This is a genomic window from Kaistia sp. 32K (genome assembly GCF_016629525.1).
In the GTDB taxonomy this organism is placed as follows: domain Bacteria; phylum Pseudomonadota; class Alphaproteobacteria; order Rhizobiales; family Kaistiaceae; genus Kaistia.
This window is the reverse complement of sequence record NZ_AP024269.1, coordinates 2,718,279-2,736,931: the sequence shown is the minus strand read 5'-3', so window position 1 is coordinate 2,736,931 and position 18,653 is coordinate 2,718,279. Positions and strand designations below refer to the sequence as shown.

Sequence of the window (18,653 nt, the reverse complement as noted above, 5' to 3'; positions counted from 1 at the left end):
CGCGTTCGCGCGAGATAGATGCCGTTTCGCGTGGGCAGAGCGCGCGACGGAGCAGGGAGTTGGAATTTTTCGGGGGAACCGGCGCGCGCCGCGCCGTCGATCCCGCGCCGCTTTCGAGGGGGTGCCCGATGCTGGCAGGAATGGAGAAGGAGTTGGTGGCGCGGGACGTTGCCGACCCGGCGCCGGCGTCCGGCCAACGCCTGGTCGCGCTCGCCGCGCTTCTGGTCGCCGCGCTGCCGGCGCTGGTGACGGCCTCTCTCGTCTGGGCCGCCCTCGGCCGGCCGCTGCTCTTCCGGCAGGAACGCTGCGGCCTCGGGCAGCGGCCCATCCGGCTGGTCAAGTTCCGGACGATGCAGGATCGGCGCGACGAGGCCGGCCAGCTCCTGCCGGACGTGCAGCGCGAGACGGCGGTCACCCGGTGGATCCGCCGGGTGCGGCTCGACGAGATCCCGCAGCTTCTTTCGATCGCGGCCGGCGACATGAGCTTTGTCGGGCCGCGGCCGCTGAAGCCCGAGACGATCGCCGCCTTCGGTCGCCTCGGCGAGCTGCGCTGCCGGGTCCGGCCGGGGCTCACCGGCTGGGCGCAGGTGAACGGCAATACGCGCCTGACCAATGCCGAGAAGCTGGCGCTCGACATCTGGTATGTCGACCATCGCTCCCTCCGGCTCGATCTCCGCATCCTGGTCCTCACCGTCGTCACCATTCTGGGCGGGGAACGGGTGCGGCCGGCGCCGCTGGCCGAGGCCGAGGCGCATCTCGCCATCCGCGCGGCCGGTCTCGATCGCCCCTTCAGCCGGGAGCCCAGCGCATGAACATTGCTTTCATCGGCGCCGTCGAAGGCTCGGCGATCGGGCTCCGCGCGCTTCTTGACGCGGGACTGGCGCCCGGCCTGGTGATCACCCTGCCGCCGGAGGCGGCCCGCCGCCATTCCGACTATGTCGATCTTGGCCCGCTGGCGCAGGCCGGCGGCGGCGCGCTGGTGCATGCCGTCGATATCAATGGCCCCGAGGCGCTCGCGGCGCTCCGGGCGTTCGAGACCGACCTCGTGCTGGTGATCGGCTGGTCGCAGGTCTGTCGCGACGCGTTCCTGTCGGTCGCCCGGATCGGCAATGTCGGCTTTCATCCGGCGGCGCTGCCGCATATGCGCGGTCGCGCGGTGATCCCCTGGACCATCCTGCTCGGTAAGCGGGAGACGGCGGCGACCTTGTTCTGGCTCGATGCCGGCGTCGATTCCGGGCCGATCCTGCTGCAGCAGATGATCACGGTCCGCCCCGACGAGACCGCGCGCGGCCTCTATGACAAGCAGACCGAGGCGCTGGCGCGGATGCTGCCGGAGGCGGTCGCGCTCGTCCTGAAGGGCGAGGCGCCCAGGGTCGAGCAGGACCACGCCAAGGCCACCTATTGCGCCAGGCGGACGGCGGAGGACGGCCGGATCGACTGGCGCGAGCCGGCCGAGGCGGTGCTGCGGCTGATCCGGGCGGTGGGCGATCCCTATCCCGGCGCCTTCACCACCGCCGACGGCCAGCGCCTCATCGTCGACGCAGCGACCCGGTTCGCCGACTCGCACCGTTTCATCGGCCTGCCGGGGCAGGTCCAGAGCCACACGCCGTCCGGCTTCACGGTCCGCTGCGGCGATGGCGAGGCGATCGACATCACCGCCTGGCGGCGCGACGGCGGCGTCACGGACCGGCCCCGCCTCCATTCCAAGCTGGGAGCATGCCTCGGATGACGGGTTCGCTGGAAACCTTCGGCCGCACACTGGTGATCGCGCCGCATCCCGACGACGAGATCCTCGGCGCCGGCGGCACCATGGCGCGCCTCGCCAGGGCCGGCCAGGAGGTGTTCGTCGCCGTGGTCACCAGCGGCCAGCCGCCGGACTTCTCGGCCGAGCAGGTGACGCGGGTGCAGGGGGAGGCGGCGCGGGCGCATGCGCTGCTCGGTGTCCGCCAGACGCTCTGGCTCGGCCAGCCGGCCGCGCAGCTGTTCGACACGCCGCATGCCCAGCTGAACGCCGCGTTGCGCAAGGTCGTGCTCGACCTCAACCCGACGACGCTGATCATTCCCTTCGTCGGCGACATCCACGCCGACCACCAGCTGACCTTCCTGTCGGCGATGGTCGCGGCGCGGCCGCACCAGGCGGAATTCCCGGCGACCATCCTCGCCTATGAGACGCTGTCGGAGACCAACTGGAACGCACCCTATGTGACGCCCGGTTTCCTGCCGAACGTCTTCATCGACGTCAACGAAACGCTGACAACGAAGATCGAGGCGATGCAGATGTTCGCCTCGCAGCTCCGTCCCTTTCCGCATGAGCGGTCGGTCGAGGCGCTTACGGCGCTCGCCATGCTGCGCGGCGCCTCGGTGCACTGCCGCGCCGCCGAAGCCTTTGTTCTCGTGAGGCATGTGATCCGCGCCTGAAGCGGTCATCGAAGGAGGTCGTCGTGAATCGTTGGCCGCAATTTGACGAAGAGCAGATCGAGGATGTCGTCGCCGTGCTGCGTTCGGGCAAGGTCAATGCCTGGACCGGCAGCAAGGTCGGGGAGTTCGAGGCGGAATATGCCCGGGAGATCGGAAGGCGCCACGCGATCGCGCTGGCGAATGGCACGGTCGCGCTCGATGTCGCGCTCTATGCCATCGGGCTCGAGCCGGGCGACGAGGTGATCGTCACGCCGCGCAGCTTCGTCGCTTCGGCCGCCTGCGTGCCGATGGCGGGCGGCGTTCCGGTGTTCGCCGATATCGATCCGGACAGCCAGGCGATCACGGCCGAGACCATCGCGGCGGTGCTGACGCCGAAGAGCCGCGCCGTGATCGTCGTGCATCTCGGCGGCTGGCCGGCCGACATGCCGGCCATCCTGCGCCTTGCTCAAGAGCATGGCCTCACCGTGATCGAGGATTGCGCCCAGGCGCATGGCGCGGAGATCGCCGGCAGGCCGGTCGGCAGCTTCGGCGACATCGCGGCCTTTTCCTTCTGCCAGGACAAGATCCTCACCACGGGCGGCGAGGGCGGCCTGCTGGCGATGGACGACGAGCGGCTCTGGGAGCGGGCCTGGAGCCGGAAGGACCACGGCAAGAGCCATGCGACGGTCTTCCAGCCGGCGCCGCCGCCGGGCTTCCGCTGGCTGCATGAGAGCTTTGGCTCCAACTACCGGATGACGGAAATCCAGGCGGCGATCGGATTGCGCCAATTGACCCGGTTGCCCGGCTGGCATGCGCAGCGGACCGAGAACGCCGCCATCCTGATGCAGGCCTTCGCCGACCTTCCGGGGCTGCGGACGCCCGTGCCACCCGAGGATCTGCGCCACGCCTGGTATCGCTTCTACACCTTCGTCCGGCCCGAGCGGCTGAAGCCCGGCTGGAATCGTGACCGCATCCTCGCCGCGATCACCGCCGAGGGCGTCGCCTGCTTCTCCGGAAGTTGCCCGGAGGTCTATCGGGAAAAGGCCTTCGTCGATGCAGGCTTCGGCCCGGCTGCGCCGCTTCCCGTGGCGGCGGCGCTCGGCGAGACCAGCCTCGCCTTCCTCGTCGATCCCTGCCAGGACGCGGCGGCGATGCGCCGGGCGGCCGATGTCGTGACGGAGGTGATGCGGCGCGCGACGGATGCGTTATCCGCGACAGAGCCGAACATGCGGCACGAGGCGGCGGAATAGGGCGACATGAAGCATCTCACCCTCCTGATCTCCTCGGCCGGCCGGCGGGTCGGCCTGATCGATTGCTTCCGCCAGTCGGCGGCTTCGATGGGCGTCTCGCTGGAGGTTCTGGCCTGCGATCTGGAGCCGGGCCTGAGCGCCGCCTGCAACGCGGCCGACCGCGCCTTCGCCGTGCCCGCTTATGGCGATCCGGCCTTCGTCGACGCCCTGATCGACATCGTGCGCGAGCATGGCGTCGATCTGGTGGTGCCGACGATCGATCCGGAACTGGCGCCGCTCGCGGCGGCGATCGACCGGTTTTCGGCCCTCGGCGCCCGCGTCCATGTCAGCCCCTCCTGCGTCATCGAGGTGGCGCGCGACAAGCTCCGGACGGCCGAGGTTCTGGAGCAAGCCGGCGTGCCGGTGCCGTGGACCCGCCCGTTCGGGAACGGCCACCTCATGGATGGACTGTCAGGCTGGCCGGCCTTCCTGAAGCCGTCGGCCGGCAGCGCCAGCCGCGGCATCCGGATCGTCGAGGGGCCGGCCGAGCTACCGGAGGCCGTCGACGAACCCATGGTGCTGCAGCAGTTCCTCGTCGGGCCGGAATTCACGGTCAACATGTTCATCGATCAGGGCGGCGTCCTGCGCAGCGCCGTCGCCCATCGCCGATTGCGGGTGCGCGCCGGCGAGGTCGAGAAGGGCCGGACCGAGCGCGATCCGATCTTCCGCGAACTCGCCGAGGGCGTGGCGAGGGCCCTGCCCGAAGCGCGGGGCGTGCTCTGCTTCCAGGTCATCCTCGACGCGGCGACGGGGCCGCGCGTCTTCGAAATCAATGCCCGCTTCGGCGGCGGCTATCCGCTCGCCCATCACGCGGGCGCCGAATATGCGCGCTGGCTGCTCGAGGAAGTCGCCGCGCTGCCCTCGACCGCGCATGACGACTGGCGCGCCGGGGTGCTGATGCTGCGATACGACGCCGCGATCTTCGAGGGCTGAAGGGATACGGCGATGCCGACACCGGTGCTGATCGTCTTCGATCTCGACGACACGCTCTATCTGGAGCGGGATTTTGGCCGCAGCGGTTTTGCGGCGGCCGGCGAGTGGCTTTTTCGGCAGGTCGGCGTGCCGGGACTTGGCGAGGTCTGCGTCGATCTCTTCGAGGCCGGGGTGAGGGGGCGCGTGTTCGACGAGGCCCTCGTTCGATTGGGTCTCGGCCCCGACCCGGCCCTGCTGGCGCAACTGGTGGCGATCTACCGGTCGCACGATCCCAAGATCGAGCTCGCGCCCGATGCCGTCCGCTATCTCGCGAGGCGGGATGGCTCCGTTCCCATGGCTCTGATCACCGACGGCCCGGCGGCGACGCAGCAGGCCAAGGTGCGGGCGCTCGGCCTCGAAGCCAGGCTCGGCTGTATCGTCTGCACCGATACGCTGGGGCCGGGGCGGGGCAAGCCGCATCCGCTCGGCTTCGAGAGGGTCGAGGCCTGGGCACCACCGGGCCTGCCGCTCGCCTATGTCGCCGACAATCCGCTGAAGGACTTCGTCACGCCCCGCGCGCGCGGTTGGTGGACCGTGCAGATCGAGCGTCCGGAGCGTGTCCATCGGGTCGAGGCGCCGAATCCTGCGCATGAAGCGCATGGCCGCATCGCCAGTCTCGACGAACTCGACGACTGCCTGGAACGCCTGCTGGAGGCTGCCGGCGGCCCCGTAAGGACTTTCCCGACTGATACCTCCGGCCGAATAGCTGTTTCGTAGCTCGCTGTCTTGAAAGCTTCCGCGCCTTCAGCTCGAGGAACACTCCGTGACATCGGCGGTCATTGTTCGAAAGCTTGGACGTCGCACCCGGCAATTCCTGGAAGTGAAGGGAGCGCTGCGCACGCGCCTGTTCAACATCGGCCATCTGCTGACCGGGAACCTGTTCGGCTCGCTCATCGGCATGCTGGCCTTCGTCGTCACCGCGCGCGCCCTCGGCCCGACCGACTACGGCATTCTTGCGCTGACCTACAGCTACACGCGGGCGGTCGAGCGGCTGGTCTCGTTCCAGTCCTGGCAGCCCCTGATCAAGTATGGCGCGGAGCTGCAGGGGCCTGAGCATCGCGACGACTACCGGTCGCTGCTCAAATTCGGCCTTTTCGTCGACATGTCGGCGGCGACGATGGCTTATCTGGTGTCGATCGGGCTGGCGCTGCTGTTCGGGCCGTTGCTCGGCATCGGCGACGCGGCGCTGAAGCAGGTCCTGATCTATTCGACGGTGCTGCTCTTCCAGATCAACGGCCTTCCGACCGCTGTGATCCGGCTGGCGGGGCGCTTCAGGCTCGTCGCCTACGGAACGCTGGTCGGCGGCCTCGTCCGGCTGGCCCTGTGCACGATCGGCCTGGCGATGGGCGCGGACCTGCTCTTCTTCGTCATCGTCTGGACGGTCACGCAGATCGTCGGGGCCCTTTCGCTTCTGTTCCTGGCCTTTGTCGAATTGCGCCGGCAGGGCGTCGGCGATCTCTTGCGGGCGCCGCTGCGCGGTGTGACGACGCGCTTCAAGGGGCTCGTGTCCTTCACGGTCGGCAGCAATGTCGAACTGACGGTGCGGTCGAGCGCCAACGAGCTCGACACGCTGATCGTCGGCATGCTCGCCGATCCGACCGCCGCCGGTCTCTACCATGTCGCCAAGCGCATGGGGCGGCTGGTGCTGCAGCTCGGCGTTCAGGTGCAGGCGGTGCTTTATCCCGACGTGGCGCGGCTCTGGGCCAGGCGCGCGCTCGGCGAGTTCCGCAGCACGGTCCTGCAGATGGAAATCCTGCTGATCGTCTTCGGGCTGATGCTGGTGGCGCTGACTTTCCTCGGCATCCGGCCGCTTCTCTATTGGACCGCGGGACCGCAATTCGCTGCCGCGGCGCCGCTGGCGATGGTGCAGATGGTCGCCGTCGCCATGCTGCTGAGCGGCGGCGCGGTGCGCACCGCGCTGCTCTCGATGGGGCGGCAGCCGGCGGTACTGAAGATCGTCTTCGTGGCGGCGATCGCCTTCCAGATCACGGCCTTCTCCGTGATCCCGCTGATCGGCGCCATGGGGGCGAACATCGCCCATGTCGTCATGGCGACCGTCATGCTGACAGGGCTGATCGCCGTCTACCGATCGGCCCTCGCGAAGGAGGCGCTGCATCCGACGATCGCGGCGGTCGACGACAGCCCCGGCGCGCCGAGCGGGACCGTGACGGCCAGACCCGCGTGAGGGCACTCGCTCGGCACGGCTATCGGCTGGGATGATTTTCCTGACCTGCCAAGCGTCTGTCGTCGTGGCTCAATCCGGGCCTCGGGCCGAAGCCGGTACCGAGATGCAACCCGCATGGCCGAGTTCCCATGCGAGCGACGGCCTTCAGGCGTCATGGAAGGGTTGGATGCGCGCGGATCCCATCGTCGTCTGCTTTCCGTTCATCGGCGACGAGGTCGGCGGTAGCCACATCTCCGCGATCCGGCTGATCGAGGCGCTGAATCCGAGCCAGGTTCGGCCGATCGTCGTGCTGCACGTCGCGGATGGCCCGGTCGCCGCCTATGTGAAGCAGCGCGGCATTCCCTTCGTCGAAGCCCCGTTGCGCGCGCGGCCGGGAGCCAACGGGCGAGGGCTGCGGGCCATCGGTCCCGCGCTGGGCGCACTAGCCCCGCTGACGCGCTTCCTGCGGCAGCATGGCGTCGCCATCGTCCACACCAATGACGGGCGATGCCACGCCATCTGGGCCTTGCCGGCGCGGCTCGCCGGCGCTCGCCAGCTCTGGCATCATCGCGGTGATCCCGATGCACGCGGCGCGAACTGGCTGGCGCCGCTCCTGGCCGGCCACATCGTGACCGTCTCGCATTTCTCGCGGCCGGAGCGTCCGGTGCGCGGCGTCGGCCACAAGCTCTCGGTCGTGCACAGCCCCTTCGACCCGCCGACGGATGCCGGAGACCGGGCCGGCGCGCGGGCCAGGCTCATCGCCGAGCTCGGCTGCCCCTCTGACACGGCCTTCCTCGGCTATTTCGGGCTCCTGATCGACCGCAAGCGGCCGCTCGGCTTCGTCGAAGCCGTCGCGGCCTTCGTCGACCGCCATCCGGAAATTCCCGTCATGGGGCTGCTCTTCGGCGTGCCCGGCCGGGAAGCGCCTAGGCTCGGCGAGGCGGTGCTGGGGCGTGCGAGCGCGCTGGGCATCGAAGGGCGCATCCGCCTGATGGGCTACCGACAGCCGGTCGAGCCGTGGATGCAGGCGATGGACATATTGCTGGTGCCCGCCGTGCGCGAGCCCTTCGGCCGGACGCTGATCGAGGCGATGTTCCTGGGAACGCCGGTCGTCGCGACGCGGGATGGCGGCAATCCGGAAGCGATCGAGCACGACGTCAACGGCATCCTCGTCCCGCTGGAGCAGCCGGAGGCCTTCGTCGAGCCGATCTTCCGCCTGCTCACCGATCCCGACCATCGGCGCCGGATCGTCGAAACGGCCCGCGCCCGGGCCCATGCGACCTACAATGTCGAGACGCATGTCGCCCGGTTGACGGCGATCTATCAGGCGCTGTGCCGGCGGGCCCCCGAGACGTCGCCAGGTGCTGTCCGGAGAACGATCCCATGAAATTGCAGGACATCGATTTCCTCATCATCGGGGCCACCAAGAGCGCCACTACCTGGTTGCAGCGATCGCTGCAGGCCGACCCCTCCGTCTTCATGCCGGACCCGGAGCTGCACTATTTCAGCCGCGAGTTCAGTCGCGGGGAGGCGTGGTATCTCGACCAATTCCGCGGCGCGGCGGCGCCCAATCGGATCGGCGAAAAGTCGAATTCCTATCTCGAGGAGAGGACCGCCGCCGAACGCATCGCGCAATTGCTGCCCTGGGCGCGGCTGGTGGCCCAGCTGCGCTCCCCGGTCGAGCGCGCCTATTCGGACTATTGCATGATGTACCGGCGCGGCGAGGTCGGCCGCGACGTGGCGCGCTATCTCGATCCGCGCCGGCCGCAGGACACCCGCCTTCTGAGCGCCGGGTTCTATGGCCGTCAGCTCGCGGTCTACTACGACCTGTTTCCGGCCGAGCAGCTTCTCGTCACGTTCTACGAGACGATCCGGACGCAGCCGGAAGAACAACTCGCGACCGTCCGGGCCTTTCTCGGCCTTCCGGTCGACGCGACGGCGCAATTCGTCCAGCGCAAGGTGAAGGACAAGACGACGCCGATGCTGAGCCCGGCGCTGCGCCGCCTTCTCGGCCCGGTGAAGCCGATGGTGGCGCCGTTCCGCAAGTCGCCGCTGTTCCGTCGCATGCACTCCGCCTTGGCTGCGGAGATCGTTTACAGCCCGTTGCCTGATGATTTGCGCGAGCGCCTGATTGACTACTATGCGCCCGACGTCGAGGCGCTCGGCCGCCTGATCGGCCGCGACCTGTCGGATTGGCTGCGCGGCGGCACGGGGTCTCTGGCTGGATCGCAGCGAAACGCCTCGGTCGAACCACGCCAAAGTGACTTCGTAAAAACCGAATCCACGGCAGGGTTTACCTGACGCTGTCTTATGTTTCCTCGCCTATACAAGCCGTGACGCATATCTGAAGATGGCTTGTCGATTCCGAATAGTATTCGGCGCGGCGTGGCTGGGCGCGATTATATATCGCCTTCAACATTGAGCAAGTATCCGGCTGATCTTCGCCTCCAAAGTGATTTGGCGGCGCTGGTGTTGTTTGCGTCATTTTCTAAGCAACTACACGAGTATTGCTTGAGGGGTTCATCATGGTGGAGGACAAGCTGGCCGTTAGAGACCTGCCTCCAAACCTAATCGGCGCAGCAAATGGCGCAGCCAATCTCGATGGCGAAGTCGGTGCATTGGCCCGACCGGATCGGATCCGCGACGTCGTCGCGGGGCGGTTCAACCGCCTGAAGGAAAACCTCGCCTATCGGCGTGTCCGCTCGAGGGCCGCCACCATCGTCAAGTCCGTCCTCCGCAACAAGCGCCTCTATGTCATCGATCTCGCCCTCGCGGGGCTCGCCCTCGTCCTGGCGGTCGTCCTTCGGCTCGGGCCCTCCGAGGTCATCGCCACGCCGGAACAGGTGAAGGCGCTCGCGTTCATGACCATCGCCTTCGGCGTGATCTGCATCGTCACCTTTCCCGTCGCCGGTCTCTACAAGCGCAACTGGAAATATGCCTCCATCCTCGACTATCTGATCCTCGTCCGCGCGACGTTTGTCGCCTCGCTGATCCTGATGGCCTGCCTGTTCTTCTATTCGCGCCTGGCCTTCGTGCCGCGCTCGACGATCGCCATCGAGGTCATGACGCTGGTGTCGTTTCTGGCCGCGACGCGGCTCTGCTTCCGCCAGCAGGACCTGAAGAGCCTGCTGCCGTCGTTCCGAAGCGGCGCCGTCCTCGCCTCCGATGCCCAGGTTCCCGTCCTGCTCGTCGGCGCCGGCGACGAGGCGGATCTCTATCTCCGCGCCCTGCAGCGCGATCGCACCTCCTCCTATCTCCCCGTCGGGTTCCTCGACAGCGCGTCGGCCGAGGACGGAACGATGCTGCGGGGGGTGCCTGTTCTCGGCACGATGGAGGATTTCGAGGCGGTGCTGGCCGACCTCGAAACCCGTGGCCAACGCCCCCGGCATTTGATCTTCACCGCGCCGCTCTCCTCGCTCGATGCGGCCGCCGCCGAAAAGCTGATCGAGCGGGCGGATCGCCGGGGCCTGGCGGTATCGCGCCTCAATCCGGTGACAGAGCTGCGCAATCCGCGCCTCACGAACGAATTCGAGCTCAGGCCGATCGAGCTGACGGACCTGCTGGAGCGGCCGCAGATCGCCCTCGATACGGAAGCCATGCGCCGCTTCATCTACGGACGCAGCGTGCTGGTGACCGGGGCGGGCGGATCGATCGGCAGCGAGCTGACGCGGCAGGTCGCGGCGCTCGGCCCTTCGCGGCTCTTCGTCGTCGACAGCTGCGAGTTCAATCTCTACTCGATCGATCTGGAGCTGGCCGAACGCTTCCCCAACCTGCCGCGCGCGGCCCATCTCTGCGACGTCCGCGATCCGGCGCGCGTGAACGAGCTGTTCGGACGCCACCGTCCCGAGCTGGTGTTCCATGCGGCGGCGCTGAAGCATGTTCCCATGGTGGAGCTCAATCCGTGCGAGGGCGCGCTCACCAATGTCTGCGGGACGATGAACGTGGCGCAGGCGGCCAAGCGCTGGGGCGCGCTCGGCATGGTGCAGGTTTCCACCGACAAGGTCGTGAACTCGACCAGCGTCATGGGCGCGACCAAGCGGCTGGCGGAACTGTTCTGCCAGGCGCTCGATCTCGAGGGCATGCGGGAAGAGGGCTCGCCGCGCTTCATGACCGTGCGCTTCGGCAATGTGCTGGGCTCGAGCGGATCGCTGATCCCGCTCTTCAAGAACCAGCTGGCGCGCGGCGGCCCGCTCACGGTCACGCATCCCGAAATGAAGCGCTTCTTCATGACGATCCGAGAGGCGGTTGAACTGACGCTGCAGGCTTCCGCCTACGGGCTGGAGAAGAAGCTCGGGCAGGGCGAGATCTTCGTGCTCGACATGGGGGAGCCGATCAAGATCGTCGACATCGCCCGGCGCATGATCCGCCTCGCGGGCTACACGCCCGACCAGGACGTCAAGATCCAGATCGTCGGATGCCGGCCGGGCGAGAAGCTGTTCGAGGAGCTTTTCGACGAAGCCGAGCGGCGGGTGACGCCACCCGTGCCCGGCGTTCTCGGCGCCGTGCCGACGCCGGTGCCGCTGCCCGTGCTCCGCCATGCCTTCGGGCGGCTGCGCCATTTCGCCGAGCAGGGCGATTGCGAGGGCCTGTTCGGGATCATTCGCGGCATCCTGCCCAATTTCCACGCCGAGAAGGATCCGCCCGGCGCGGCGGCCGAGTTGGCGCGGGTGCCCGCGGGGAGCGCCGCTCCGCATCCCGATCTCGTCGAGATCCCGCCGGAAATCGCGGCGCTGGCCGACGCCCTTGGCGCCGCGCGAGCCGTGGTTCGATGATCGCATCGCGCGCATGAGGATGGAGACGTCGCGGTCGCTTGCGACCCGGGGGCGGCGGATGGTCGGGTCCGGAAAGGCTGCTATAGTGGGGGACTGATCCTTTGACCTGCATCCTTCGCGGTTAGGCCATGTTTCGGGATCGCTTCCCCGTCGCGTCAGCGACAGAACCCAGTCGAGACGATCCGGCCGAACCGGATGCATCGCGATCCGTCATCTACGTCATCAACACGCTGTCCCGGGGCGGCGCGGAGCATGGTCTCGCGACCCTCCTGGAAAACGGCTTCCTGCGCGACTGCAACCTGATCGTCTTCGTCTTCAGCCGCGGCGATGGCGTGTTGCGTCAGCGCATCGTCGATCTCGTCGGCGAAAAGAGGCTGGTCGAAGTCACGCCCGGAGCCCGGCTTACCCTGGCGGGGATGCTGCGCGGCGTGGTCGAGCTCGCCCGGTTGATCCGCCGGGTCCGGCCGAAGGTTGTCATCCTGTCGCTGAAGCAGGCCAATATCGTCGGCCGGTCGGTGCTGATGTTCAACCGCCGGGTCCGCTGCGTCGCCTTCGAGCATATCGCCCGGCTGGAACGCCAGCCATCCGTTCATCTCTATCGCTTCGTCCTGCGGGCGCTGTCGTTTCGGGTCGACGAGGTCTGGGCCGATTGCCCGACGACACTCCGCCGGACGCGCAGCCACTATCCCTGGCCTCGCCCGCGTCGCGAGAAGGTCGTGCCCCTCTTCATCGCCTCCTCTACGCCGGTGAAACGCGACTATCGGATCGATGGAGTCGTCCAACTGGTGATGGCCGGGCGGTTGATCCGGCGCAAGCGCTTCGACGTCGCCATCGACGCGCTGGCCGAGCTCAAGGCACGCGGCATCGACGCGCGCTGCACGATCTTCGGCACCGGCCCGGCCGGGGCGGCGATCCTCGCCAGGGCGGAGGCGGCCAATGTCGCCGAGCGGCTCTGCCTCGCCGGCTTCGTCGATCGATGGTGGCGCGATGCGCTCCAGCACGACATCTTCCTGCAGACCAGCGAGGAGGAGGGGTTCTGCCTCGTCGCGGCCGAGGCGATGATGGTCGGCCTGCCGATGATCACCACCGTGGTCGGCGGGCTGAACGACTATTCCACCGACGACGTCAACGCCGTGCATGTTCCCATCGGTCGGCCCGAGGCGCTTTCGGAAGCCGTTCGGCAGCTCGCAGGCGACGAGGCGCGCCGGCGCCGGCTCGGGCAGACGGCTGCTGCCGATATCGCCGCAGGCTATTCGGTGCAGGCGGCGCAGCGGGTCTATCGCGAGATCGGCGCCGGCCTGTTCGCCCCGGCGCCGCTCCGGATCTGACCGGCGCCTCCCTTACTCAACCCTTCGAAAGCGCGACGACCGGATCGAGCTGCGAGGCGCTTCTCGCCGGCAGATAGCCGAACACGACCCCGATCAGGCTGGAGCAGAAGAAGGCGACGACGATTGAGGTGGTCGAATAGATCAGGCTGAAGTTGGAACTCAGCGCGCCGAAGAGCACGCCGAAGCCGAGTGCCGTGCCGATGCCGACCAGTCCGCCGATCAGGCAGACGAGGACGGCCTCGATCAGGAATTGCTGCAGGATGTCGCCCTGCCGGGCGCCGACGGCCATGCGCACGCCGATCTCCGAGACCCGTTCCGATACCGAGACCAGCATGATGTTCATGACGCCGATGCCGCCGACGATCAGCGAGATGACGGCGATCGAGGCGATTAAGAGGGTGAGCGTCTGGGTAGTGGCGGTAATCGTCTGGCGGATGTCATCCGTATTGAGGATGAAGAAGTCCTTGGTGCCGTGGCGCTGGGTCAGGAAGGTCGTGACCGCCTTCTCGGCGAGGTCCATCGCCACGTCATCGCTGACCCGCACGGTGATGCTGCGCAGCGACGTGCTGCCGAGGAAACGGGCCTGGACGGTGGTGTAGGGCAGGAACAGCGACAGGTTCTGGCTGGAGCCGAAGCCGCCCTGCTGCGGCTTGGCGACGCCGACGATCCGGGCCGGCACCTGGCCGATCAGGATGACCTGTCCGACCGGGCTGCCGTCAAAATCCGAAAACAGCGCCTTGCGCGTGTTCTCGTCGATGACGACGTCCTGCGCCATCGAGCGGACGCTGCCGGCGTCGAAGAACTGTCCGGCGGCGAGCGTCGTGCCCTTGGCGGCGAAATACTGCTCGCTGACGCCGTTGACGAGCGCGCTCGCCTCGGTCGAGCCGAAGCGGACGCTGCTCGAGGTCGACACCGTCGGCGTCACGGCGGCGACATAGGGCTGCTTGGAGAGCTCGGTCGCATCCGCGACGACCAGTGTCGTGATCTTGCCCGATCGCATGTCGCCGAAATCCTTGCCGGCGAAGATCTCCAGCGTGTTGGTTCCGAGACCGGAGATGTTTTCGAGCACCTTCTGCCGGGAACCTTCGCCGAGCGCGACGACGCTGACCACCGAGGCGATGCCGATGATGATGCCGAGCATCGTCAGGAAAGTGCGCAGCTTGTGGGCGCGCATCGACAGCAGCGCCATGCGCAGCGCTTCGCCGGCGCGGTCGAGGACGGCGCCGAAGCCGCGACGCTTGCGGTCGGCCGGCGGGCTGGTTTCGCGGCGCGCCGGGGCGTCGTCCTGGGCCTTGCGCGTATCGGAGACGATGACGCCGTCGCTGATCTCGATGATCCGCTCGGCGCGCGCCGCCACCGCCATGTCGTGCGTGACGATGATGACGGTCTTGCCCTCGGCATGCAGCTCTTCGAGGATGCGGAGCACTTCCTCGCCGCTGTGCTTGTCGAGCGCGCCGGTCGGCTCGTCGGCGAGGATGACGTTGGCGCCGTTCATCAGGGCGCGCGCGATCGAGACGCGCTGCTGCTGGCCGCCGGAAAGCTGGCCGGGCCGATGGTCGGTGCGGTCGGCCATGCCGAGGCGACCCAGCAGCGCGGCGGCTCTTACCTGGCGGTCATGCGGCGTCTGGCCGGCATAGACGGCCGGGATCTCAACATTGCCGAGCGCGGTCAGCTCCGCCAGCAGGTGATAGCGCTGGAAGATGAAGCCGAAATGCTCGCGGCGGAGCGCCGCCAGCTCGTCCGGCTGCAGCGAGGACGTCTCGCGGCCGGAGATGCGGTAGCTGCCGGAGGACGGCCGGTCGAGGCAGCCGAGAATGTTCATCAGCGTCGACTTGCCCGACCCCGAGGCGCCGACGATCGCCACCATCTCGCCGGCCCGGATCGAGAGATCGACATCCTTCAGGACGGCGATCGTCTCTTCGCCCGAGGGGAACTCGCGGCGGAGCGCGGTCAGGTGGATCAGGGGCTCGGCGGCCGGAGGGGCATGCATCGGCTCAGAATCCCATCGGCCCGCCGCGGAAGCGGCGCCCGCCGCCCGCCGACGCGTCCGATCCTTCGCCGGTGACGACCCGGTCGCCCTTGTTCAGGCCGGAGCGGACCTCGGCGATGACCTTGTCGTTCAGCCCGATCTCGACCTTGCGGGGGACGACCTTGTCGCCCTCGAGCACCCGCACGGTATAGGTGCCGTCGGCGTTGCGGGGGCCGAGCGCGACCGCCGGGACGACCACGACGTCCTCGGCCCGGCCGAGCACGATATGCACCTGCGCCGTCATGTAGGTGCGCAGCCGGCCGTCGTCGTTCGGGACGTGGAAGATGCCGTTGTAGTAGATCGCGGCCGAGCTCGAGGCGGAGCTGCCCGCCGTCGAGGACGTGCTGAAGCTGCTGTCGCTGCGGATCGATTCCGGCGCCGGCTCGATCGCGTCGAGCGTCGTCTCATAGCGGCGCTCGGGATCGCTCAGGATGGTGAAATAGATCGGCTGGCCGGCCTTCACCTTGACGATGTCGGCTTCCGAGATCTCCGCCTTGACCGTCATGACCTCGAGCTGGCCCATGATGACGATGGTCGGAGCGGATTGCGCCGCGTTCACCGTCTGGCCTTCCTGGGTGACGATGGCGAGCACGGTGCCGTCGATCGGCGCGGTGATCTGCGTGTAGCCGAGATTGGCCTCGGCGGTCGAAACCGCGACCTCGGCCTCGATGATCCTGGCGTCAAGCGCCTCGATCTGGGCGCGCGTCGTCTTGACGTTGGCGTCTGCCGTCTCGAAATCCGCCCGCGATACCGCGTTCTTTTCCAGCATGGATTTCTGGCGGGCGAGCGTCTGCTCGGCCAGGAGCAGCGAGGCCTGCTTCTCGACGAGCTGGGCGCGGATGTTGGCGAGCGAAGCCTGCGCGGTGCGGAGAGCGTTCTCCTGCGTGACGGAATCGATCTCGGCGATCAGGGCGCCCTTCGCCACTTGCTGGCCGAGCTCGACCTTGAGCGCCGTCACGCGGCCGGAGACCTGCGCGCCGACCGCGACGAGCTTCGACGGCTTCAGGGTGCCGGTCGCCAGCACGCTTTCCTCGACCGTGCCGGTCGAAACGAGCGCCGTCATCATCGGCGGGGTCTGCGCGCGGCTGAAATTGGCGCGATAGGCGTAGCCGGCCCCGGCCAGCACGAGAACCGCGATGACGAGAAGGAGGAGGCGGGACCGGCGGCGGGGTTTCTTGTTCATGCGGGCCGTTTTCTGAAGCTCTGGAGGGCAACGCGTTCGGCGCGCGCGACGCGCTGCCAGGCGGCGTTGGAAGGAAGGGTGGCGGCGGGGCGACTACCGCCGGGCAAGGTGCGGGCCCGTGCCGGTGTCGACGATCTCGGGTTTTGAGCTGTCGACCACGCCGCTCCAGCCGCCGCCGAGCGCCTTGTTGAGCGCGATATAGTCGGTGGCGATGGCGACGCGGCTCTCGATCAGCGAGTCCGAGGCGGAATAGAGCGAGCGCTCCGCCGTCAGCACGTCGAGGAAGCTCGACGAGCCCGACTGGAACAGCGCCTGGGCGACCTGGTTCGCCTCGCGGTAGGACGCGGCGGCCGATGCCAGCTTGCCGGAGCGGATGCGATCCTGGGCGAGCGCGACGATGGCGTTCTCGACATCTTCGAGCGCCGTCAGCACGCTGGCGCGATAGGCGATGAAGCTCTGGTCGCGCTGCGCCTCGGCGATGTCGACCGCCGCCTTCAGCTGGCCGCCGTTGAAGATCGGGACCGAAAGCGTCGGGCCGAACGACCAGCTGATCGTCGAGCTCTTGCCGAGATCGCCGAGCTTGACGCCGTTGGTGGCGATGTTGCCGGTGAGGCTGGCGCTCGGATAGCGCGCCGCCTCGGCCTGGCCGATCCGGGCGGTCGAGCGCGCATATTGCGCCTCGGCGAGGCGCACGTCGGGGCGCGTCGTCAGGATATCGGCTGGGATCCCGGTCGGGATCGGCAGGCGCGGCGCGGGCACGGGCTTCGGGTTCTTCATCCGCTCGGCGAGCGCCGAGGGCGGCCGCCCGGTCAGGACGGAGAGGCGGTGCACCGTCTGGGCATAGGCTGTTTCCAGCGAGGGAATGCCGGCTTCCGTGCTGCTCGCTTGGCCGGCCGCCGTCGCGGCGTCGGCGGCGGTGGCAGCACCCGCCTCGAACTTGTTGCGGGTGATCGCCGCCGTCTGGCGCTGCGACGCGGCGGTGCGCTTTGCCAGTGCGATCCGGGCCTGGTAGCCGCGCGCCGAAACATAGTTGGAGGCGACGTCGCCGATCAGCGTCAAAAGCGTGGCGCGCAGATCTTCCTCGGCCGCGTCCATGCCGTAGCGCGCCGCCTCGACGCCGCGCTTGTTGGCGCCGAAGAGATCCAGCTCCCAGCTGGCGTCGAGCCCGGCGCGGAACTGGCTGGAGACATCGCCATAGCTCTTGCTCCGCGTCGCCGCGCCGCTGCCATTGGCGTCGGGGAACAGCGCGCCGACGCTCTGCCGGTAGCTGGCGCGCGCCTCGCGCACTTTCGCCTTGGCGTTGGCGACGTCGAGATTGCCGGCGACGGCCTCGTCGACCAGCCCGTCGAGCATGGGATCGCCGAGGCGTTTCCACCATTGAGCGAGTTCTGGCGGCTTCGAGGCCTTCGCCGAGGTGGCGCTTCCCCATTTCGCCGGCAGGCTCAGGGACGGCTTCTCATAGTCCGGGCCGACGACCACGCATCCGCCGAGCGCGGCGCCAAGCGCGACCAACAGCGCCAGGCGGGGCAGTTTTGCGCGCGCGCCGGCGATCCCGCCCTGTAAAGGTCCGGAGCGCGGCGCGACGGCGATCCCGGCGACCGGAAGCCTTTGAGCGAGCAAGTGTGAATCCATATTAATTATAATGAAGGCTAGCTATATTCGGCGGGCGGACGACAGGTCAACGCCGGCCGGGCAGGGCGCATGGCCGCACACGGATTGCGACCTCTCTTTTGTGCAAGCAGCCCGACTTCCGCTCGATGGCTTCGCGGAGATCCCGCGACTGCCACTATGATCCGGGAAGGGAATCGATGGCGCTCCGGACGGGTCGCCATGCAGGCAAGGAGTGAGACGGCGTGACGGTGACGATCTACGGCATCAGGAACTGCGACACGATGAAGAAGGCCCGGACGTGGCTGGACGAGAAGGGCATCGCCTATGCCTTCCACGACTACAAGGCCGAGGGCATCGATCGGGCGCATCTCGATCGCTGGGTCGGCGAACTGGGCTGGGAAACCGTGCTGAACCGCGCCGGCACGACGTTCCGCAAGCTCGACGACGCCGACAAGCAGGACCTCGACGCGGCGAAGGCGATTGCCCTGATGCAGGCGCAGCCCTCGATGATCAAGCGCCCGATCCTCGATCTCGGCGACGGCCGCCTGCTCGCAGGCTTCAAGCCGGACGTCTATGCGGCCGCGTTCAAGTAGCACACTGTTACGAGCGCATGCTGATATAAGGATATCTTTATATCGCGCTTGACGGGCCTCGGGCCGGGGCCTAGGACTGGGGCGTCGTGGTTCTCCGGCCCGCTCTGGCGGCGTCGGAGCTAAGAGGGAATCCGGTGCGTCACTCTTTTCTGCGTGGCAATGCCGGAGCTGCCCCCGCAACTGTGAGCGGCGAGCCCGGGTCCAATTCTGCCACTGAAGCCGCGAGGCTTCGGGAAGGCCGGACCAGGGCGGTGACCCGCGAGCCAGGAGACCTGCCTCGACCTCATAACGTCCCTGGGCGGGGTGTCCCGGTGG

The 18,653-nt window shown here is 68.1% G+C and carries 15 protein-coding genes and 1 riboswitch; of the genes, 12 read left to right on the top strand and 3 right to left on the bottom strand.

The window, feature by feature from the left end; genetic code table 11:
* Positions 1-128: 128 nt before the first annotated feature.
* From K32_RS12555 to K32_RS12505, 11 genes are all read left to right on the top strand, one after another.
* Positions 129-812, top strand: a complete 684-nt coding sequence (locus tag K32_RS12555) for a sugar transferase (protein WP_244669473.1) — start codon at positions 129-131, stop codon at positions 810-812.
* Positions 809-1,729, top strand: coding sequence for a methionyl-tRNA formyltransferase (locus K32_RS12550; protein ID WP_201399866.1), 921 nt, complete (start codon positions 809-811; stop codon positions 1,727-1,729). The genes K32_RS12555 and K32_RS12550 overlap by 4 nt, the downstream gene beginning before the upstream one ends.
* Entirely contained in the window at positions 1,726-2,418 is a 693-nt protein-coding gene (locus tag K32_RS12545; protein ID WP_201399865.1) for a PIG-L deacetylase family protein, read from the top strand. The genes K32_RS12550 and K32_RS12545 overlap by 4 nt, the downstream gene beginning before the upstream one ends.
* 23 nt (positions 2,419-2,441) lie before the next feature.
* Positions 2,442-3,647: a DegT/DnrJ/EryC1/StrS aminotransferase family protein gene (locus tag K32_RS12540; RefSeq protein ID WP_201399864.1), complete on the top strand. Its 1,206-nt coding sequence runs from the start codon at positions 2,442-2,444 to the stop codon at positions 3,645-3,647.
* Between the two features lie 6 nt (positions 3,648-3,653).
* Positions 3,654-4,619 (top strand): ATP-grasp domain-containing protein, encoded by a 966-nt coding sequence (locus K32_RS12535; protein WP_201399863.1) that lies wholly within the window; start codon positions 3,654-3,656, stop codon positions 4,617-4,619.
* Positions 4,620-4,631: 12 nt separating this feature from the next.
* Positions 4,632-5,375 (top strand): HAD family hydrolase, encoded by a 744-nt coding sequence (locus K32_RS12530; RefSeq protein WP_201399862.1) that lies wholly within the window; start codon positions 4,632-4,634, stop codon positions 5,373-5,375.
* A gap of 115 nt (positions 5,376-5,490) precedes the next feature.
* Entirely contained in the window at positions 5,491-6,843 is a 1,353-nt protein-coding gene (locus tag K32_RS12525) for an oligosaccharide flippase family protein (protein WP_201404477.1), read from the top strand.
* Between the two features lie 166 nt (positions 6,844-7,009).
* Entirely contained in the window at positions 7,010-8,209 is a 1,200-nt protein-coding gene (locus tag K32_RS12520) for a glycosyltransferase family 4 protein (RefSeq protein ID WP_201399861.1), read from the top strand.
* Entirely contained in the window at positions 8,206-9,123 is a 918-nt protein-coding gene (locus K32_RS12515) for a sulfotransferase (RefSeq protein WP_201399860.1), read from the top strand. The genes K32_RS12520 and K32_RS12515 overlap by 4 nt, the downstream gene beginning before the upstream one ends.
* A 224-nt stretch (positions 9,124-9,347) precedes the next feature.
* Positions 9,348-11,594: a nucleoside-diphosphate sugar epimerase/dehydratase gene (locus K32_RS12510; RefSeq protein ID WP_201399859.1), complete on the top strand. Its 2,247-nt coding sequence runs from the start codon at positions 9,348-9,350 to the stop codon at positions 11,592-11,594.
* 128 nt (positions 11,595-11,722) lie between these two features.
* On the top strand, positions 11,723-12,922 hold the full coding sequence (locus K32_RS12505) for a glycosyltransferase (RefSeq protein ID WP_201399858.1): 1,200 nt from the start codon (positions 11,723-11,725) through the stop codon (positions 12,920-12,922).
* Between the two features lie 16 nt (positions 12,923-12,938).
* Here the strand turns inward: K32_RS12505 and K32_RS12500 are convergent, their stop codons facing one another.
* The 3 genes from K32_RS12500 to K32_RS12490 form a co-directional block, all read right to left on the bottom strand.
* A complete protein-coding gene (locus tag K32_RS12500) occupies positions 12,939-14,912 on the bottom strand; it encodes a MacB family efflux pump subunit (RefSeq protein ID WP_244669470.1) in 1,974 nt (657 codons plus the stop codon).
* A 4-nt stretch (positions 14,913-14,916) separates the two neighbouring features.
* On the bottom strand, positions 14,917-16,134 hold the full coding sequence (locus K32_RS12495) for an efflux RND transporter periplasmic adaptor subunit (protein ID WP_201399857.1): 1,218 nt from the start codon (positions 16,132-16,134) through the stop codon (positions 14,917-14,919).
* A 93-nt stretch (positions 16,135-16,227) separates the two neighbouring features.
* Complete coding sequence (locus tag K32_RS12490) at positions 16,228-17,685, bottom strand: efflux transporter outer membrane subunit (protein WP_244669989.1); 1,458 nt, start codon at positions 17,683-17,685, stop codon at positions 16,228-16,230.
* A gap of 302 nt (positions 17,686-17,987) precedes the next feature.
* On the opposite strand from K32_RS12490, the gene K32_RS12485 reads away from it, so the two are divergent.
* On the top strand, positions 17,988-18,338 hold the full coding sequence (locus K32_RS12485) for an ArsC family reductase (RefSeq protein WP_201399855.1): 351 nt from the start codon (positions 17,988-17,990) through the stop codon (positions 18,336-18,338).
* A 70-nt stretch (positions 18,339-18,408) separates the two neighbouring features.
* A riboswitch (cobalamin riboswitch) is annotated at positions 18,409-18,633 on the top strand.
* Positions 18,634-18,653 lie beyond the last annotated feature (20 nt).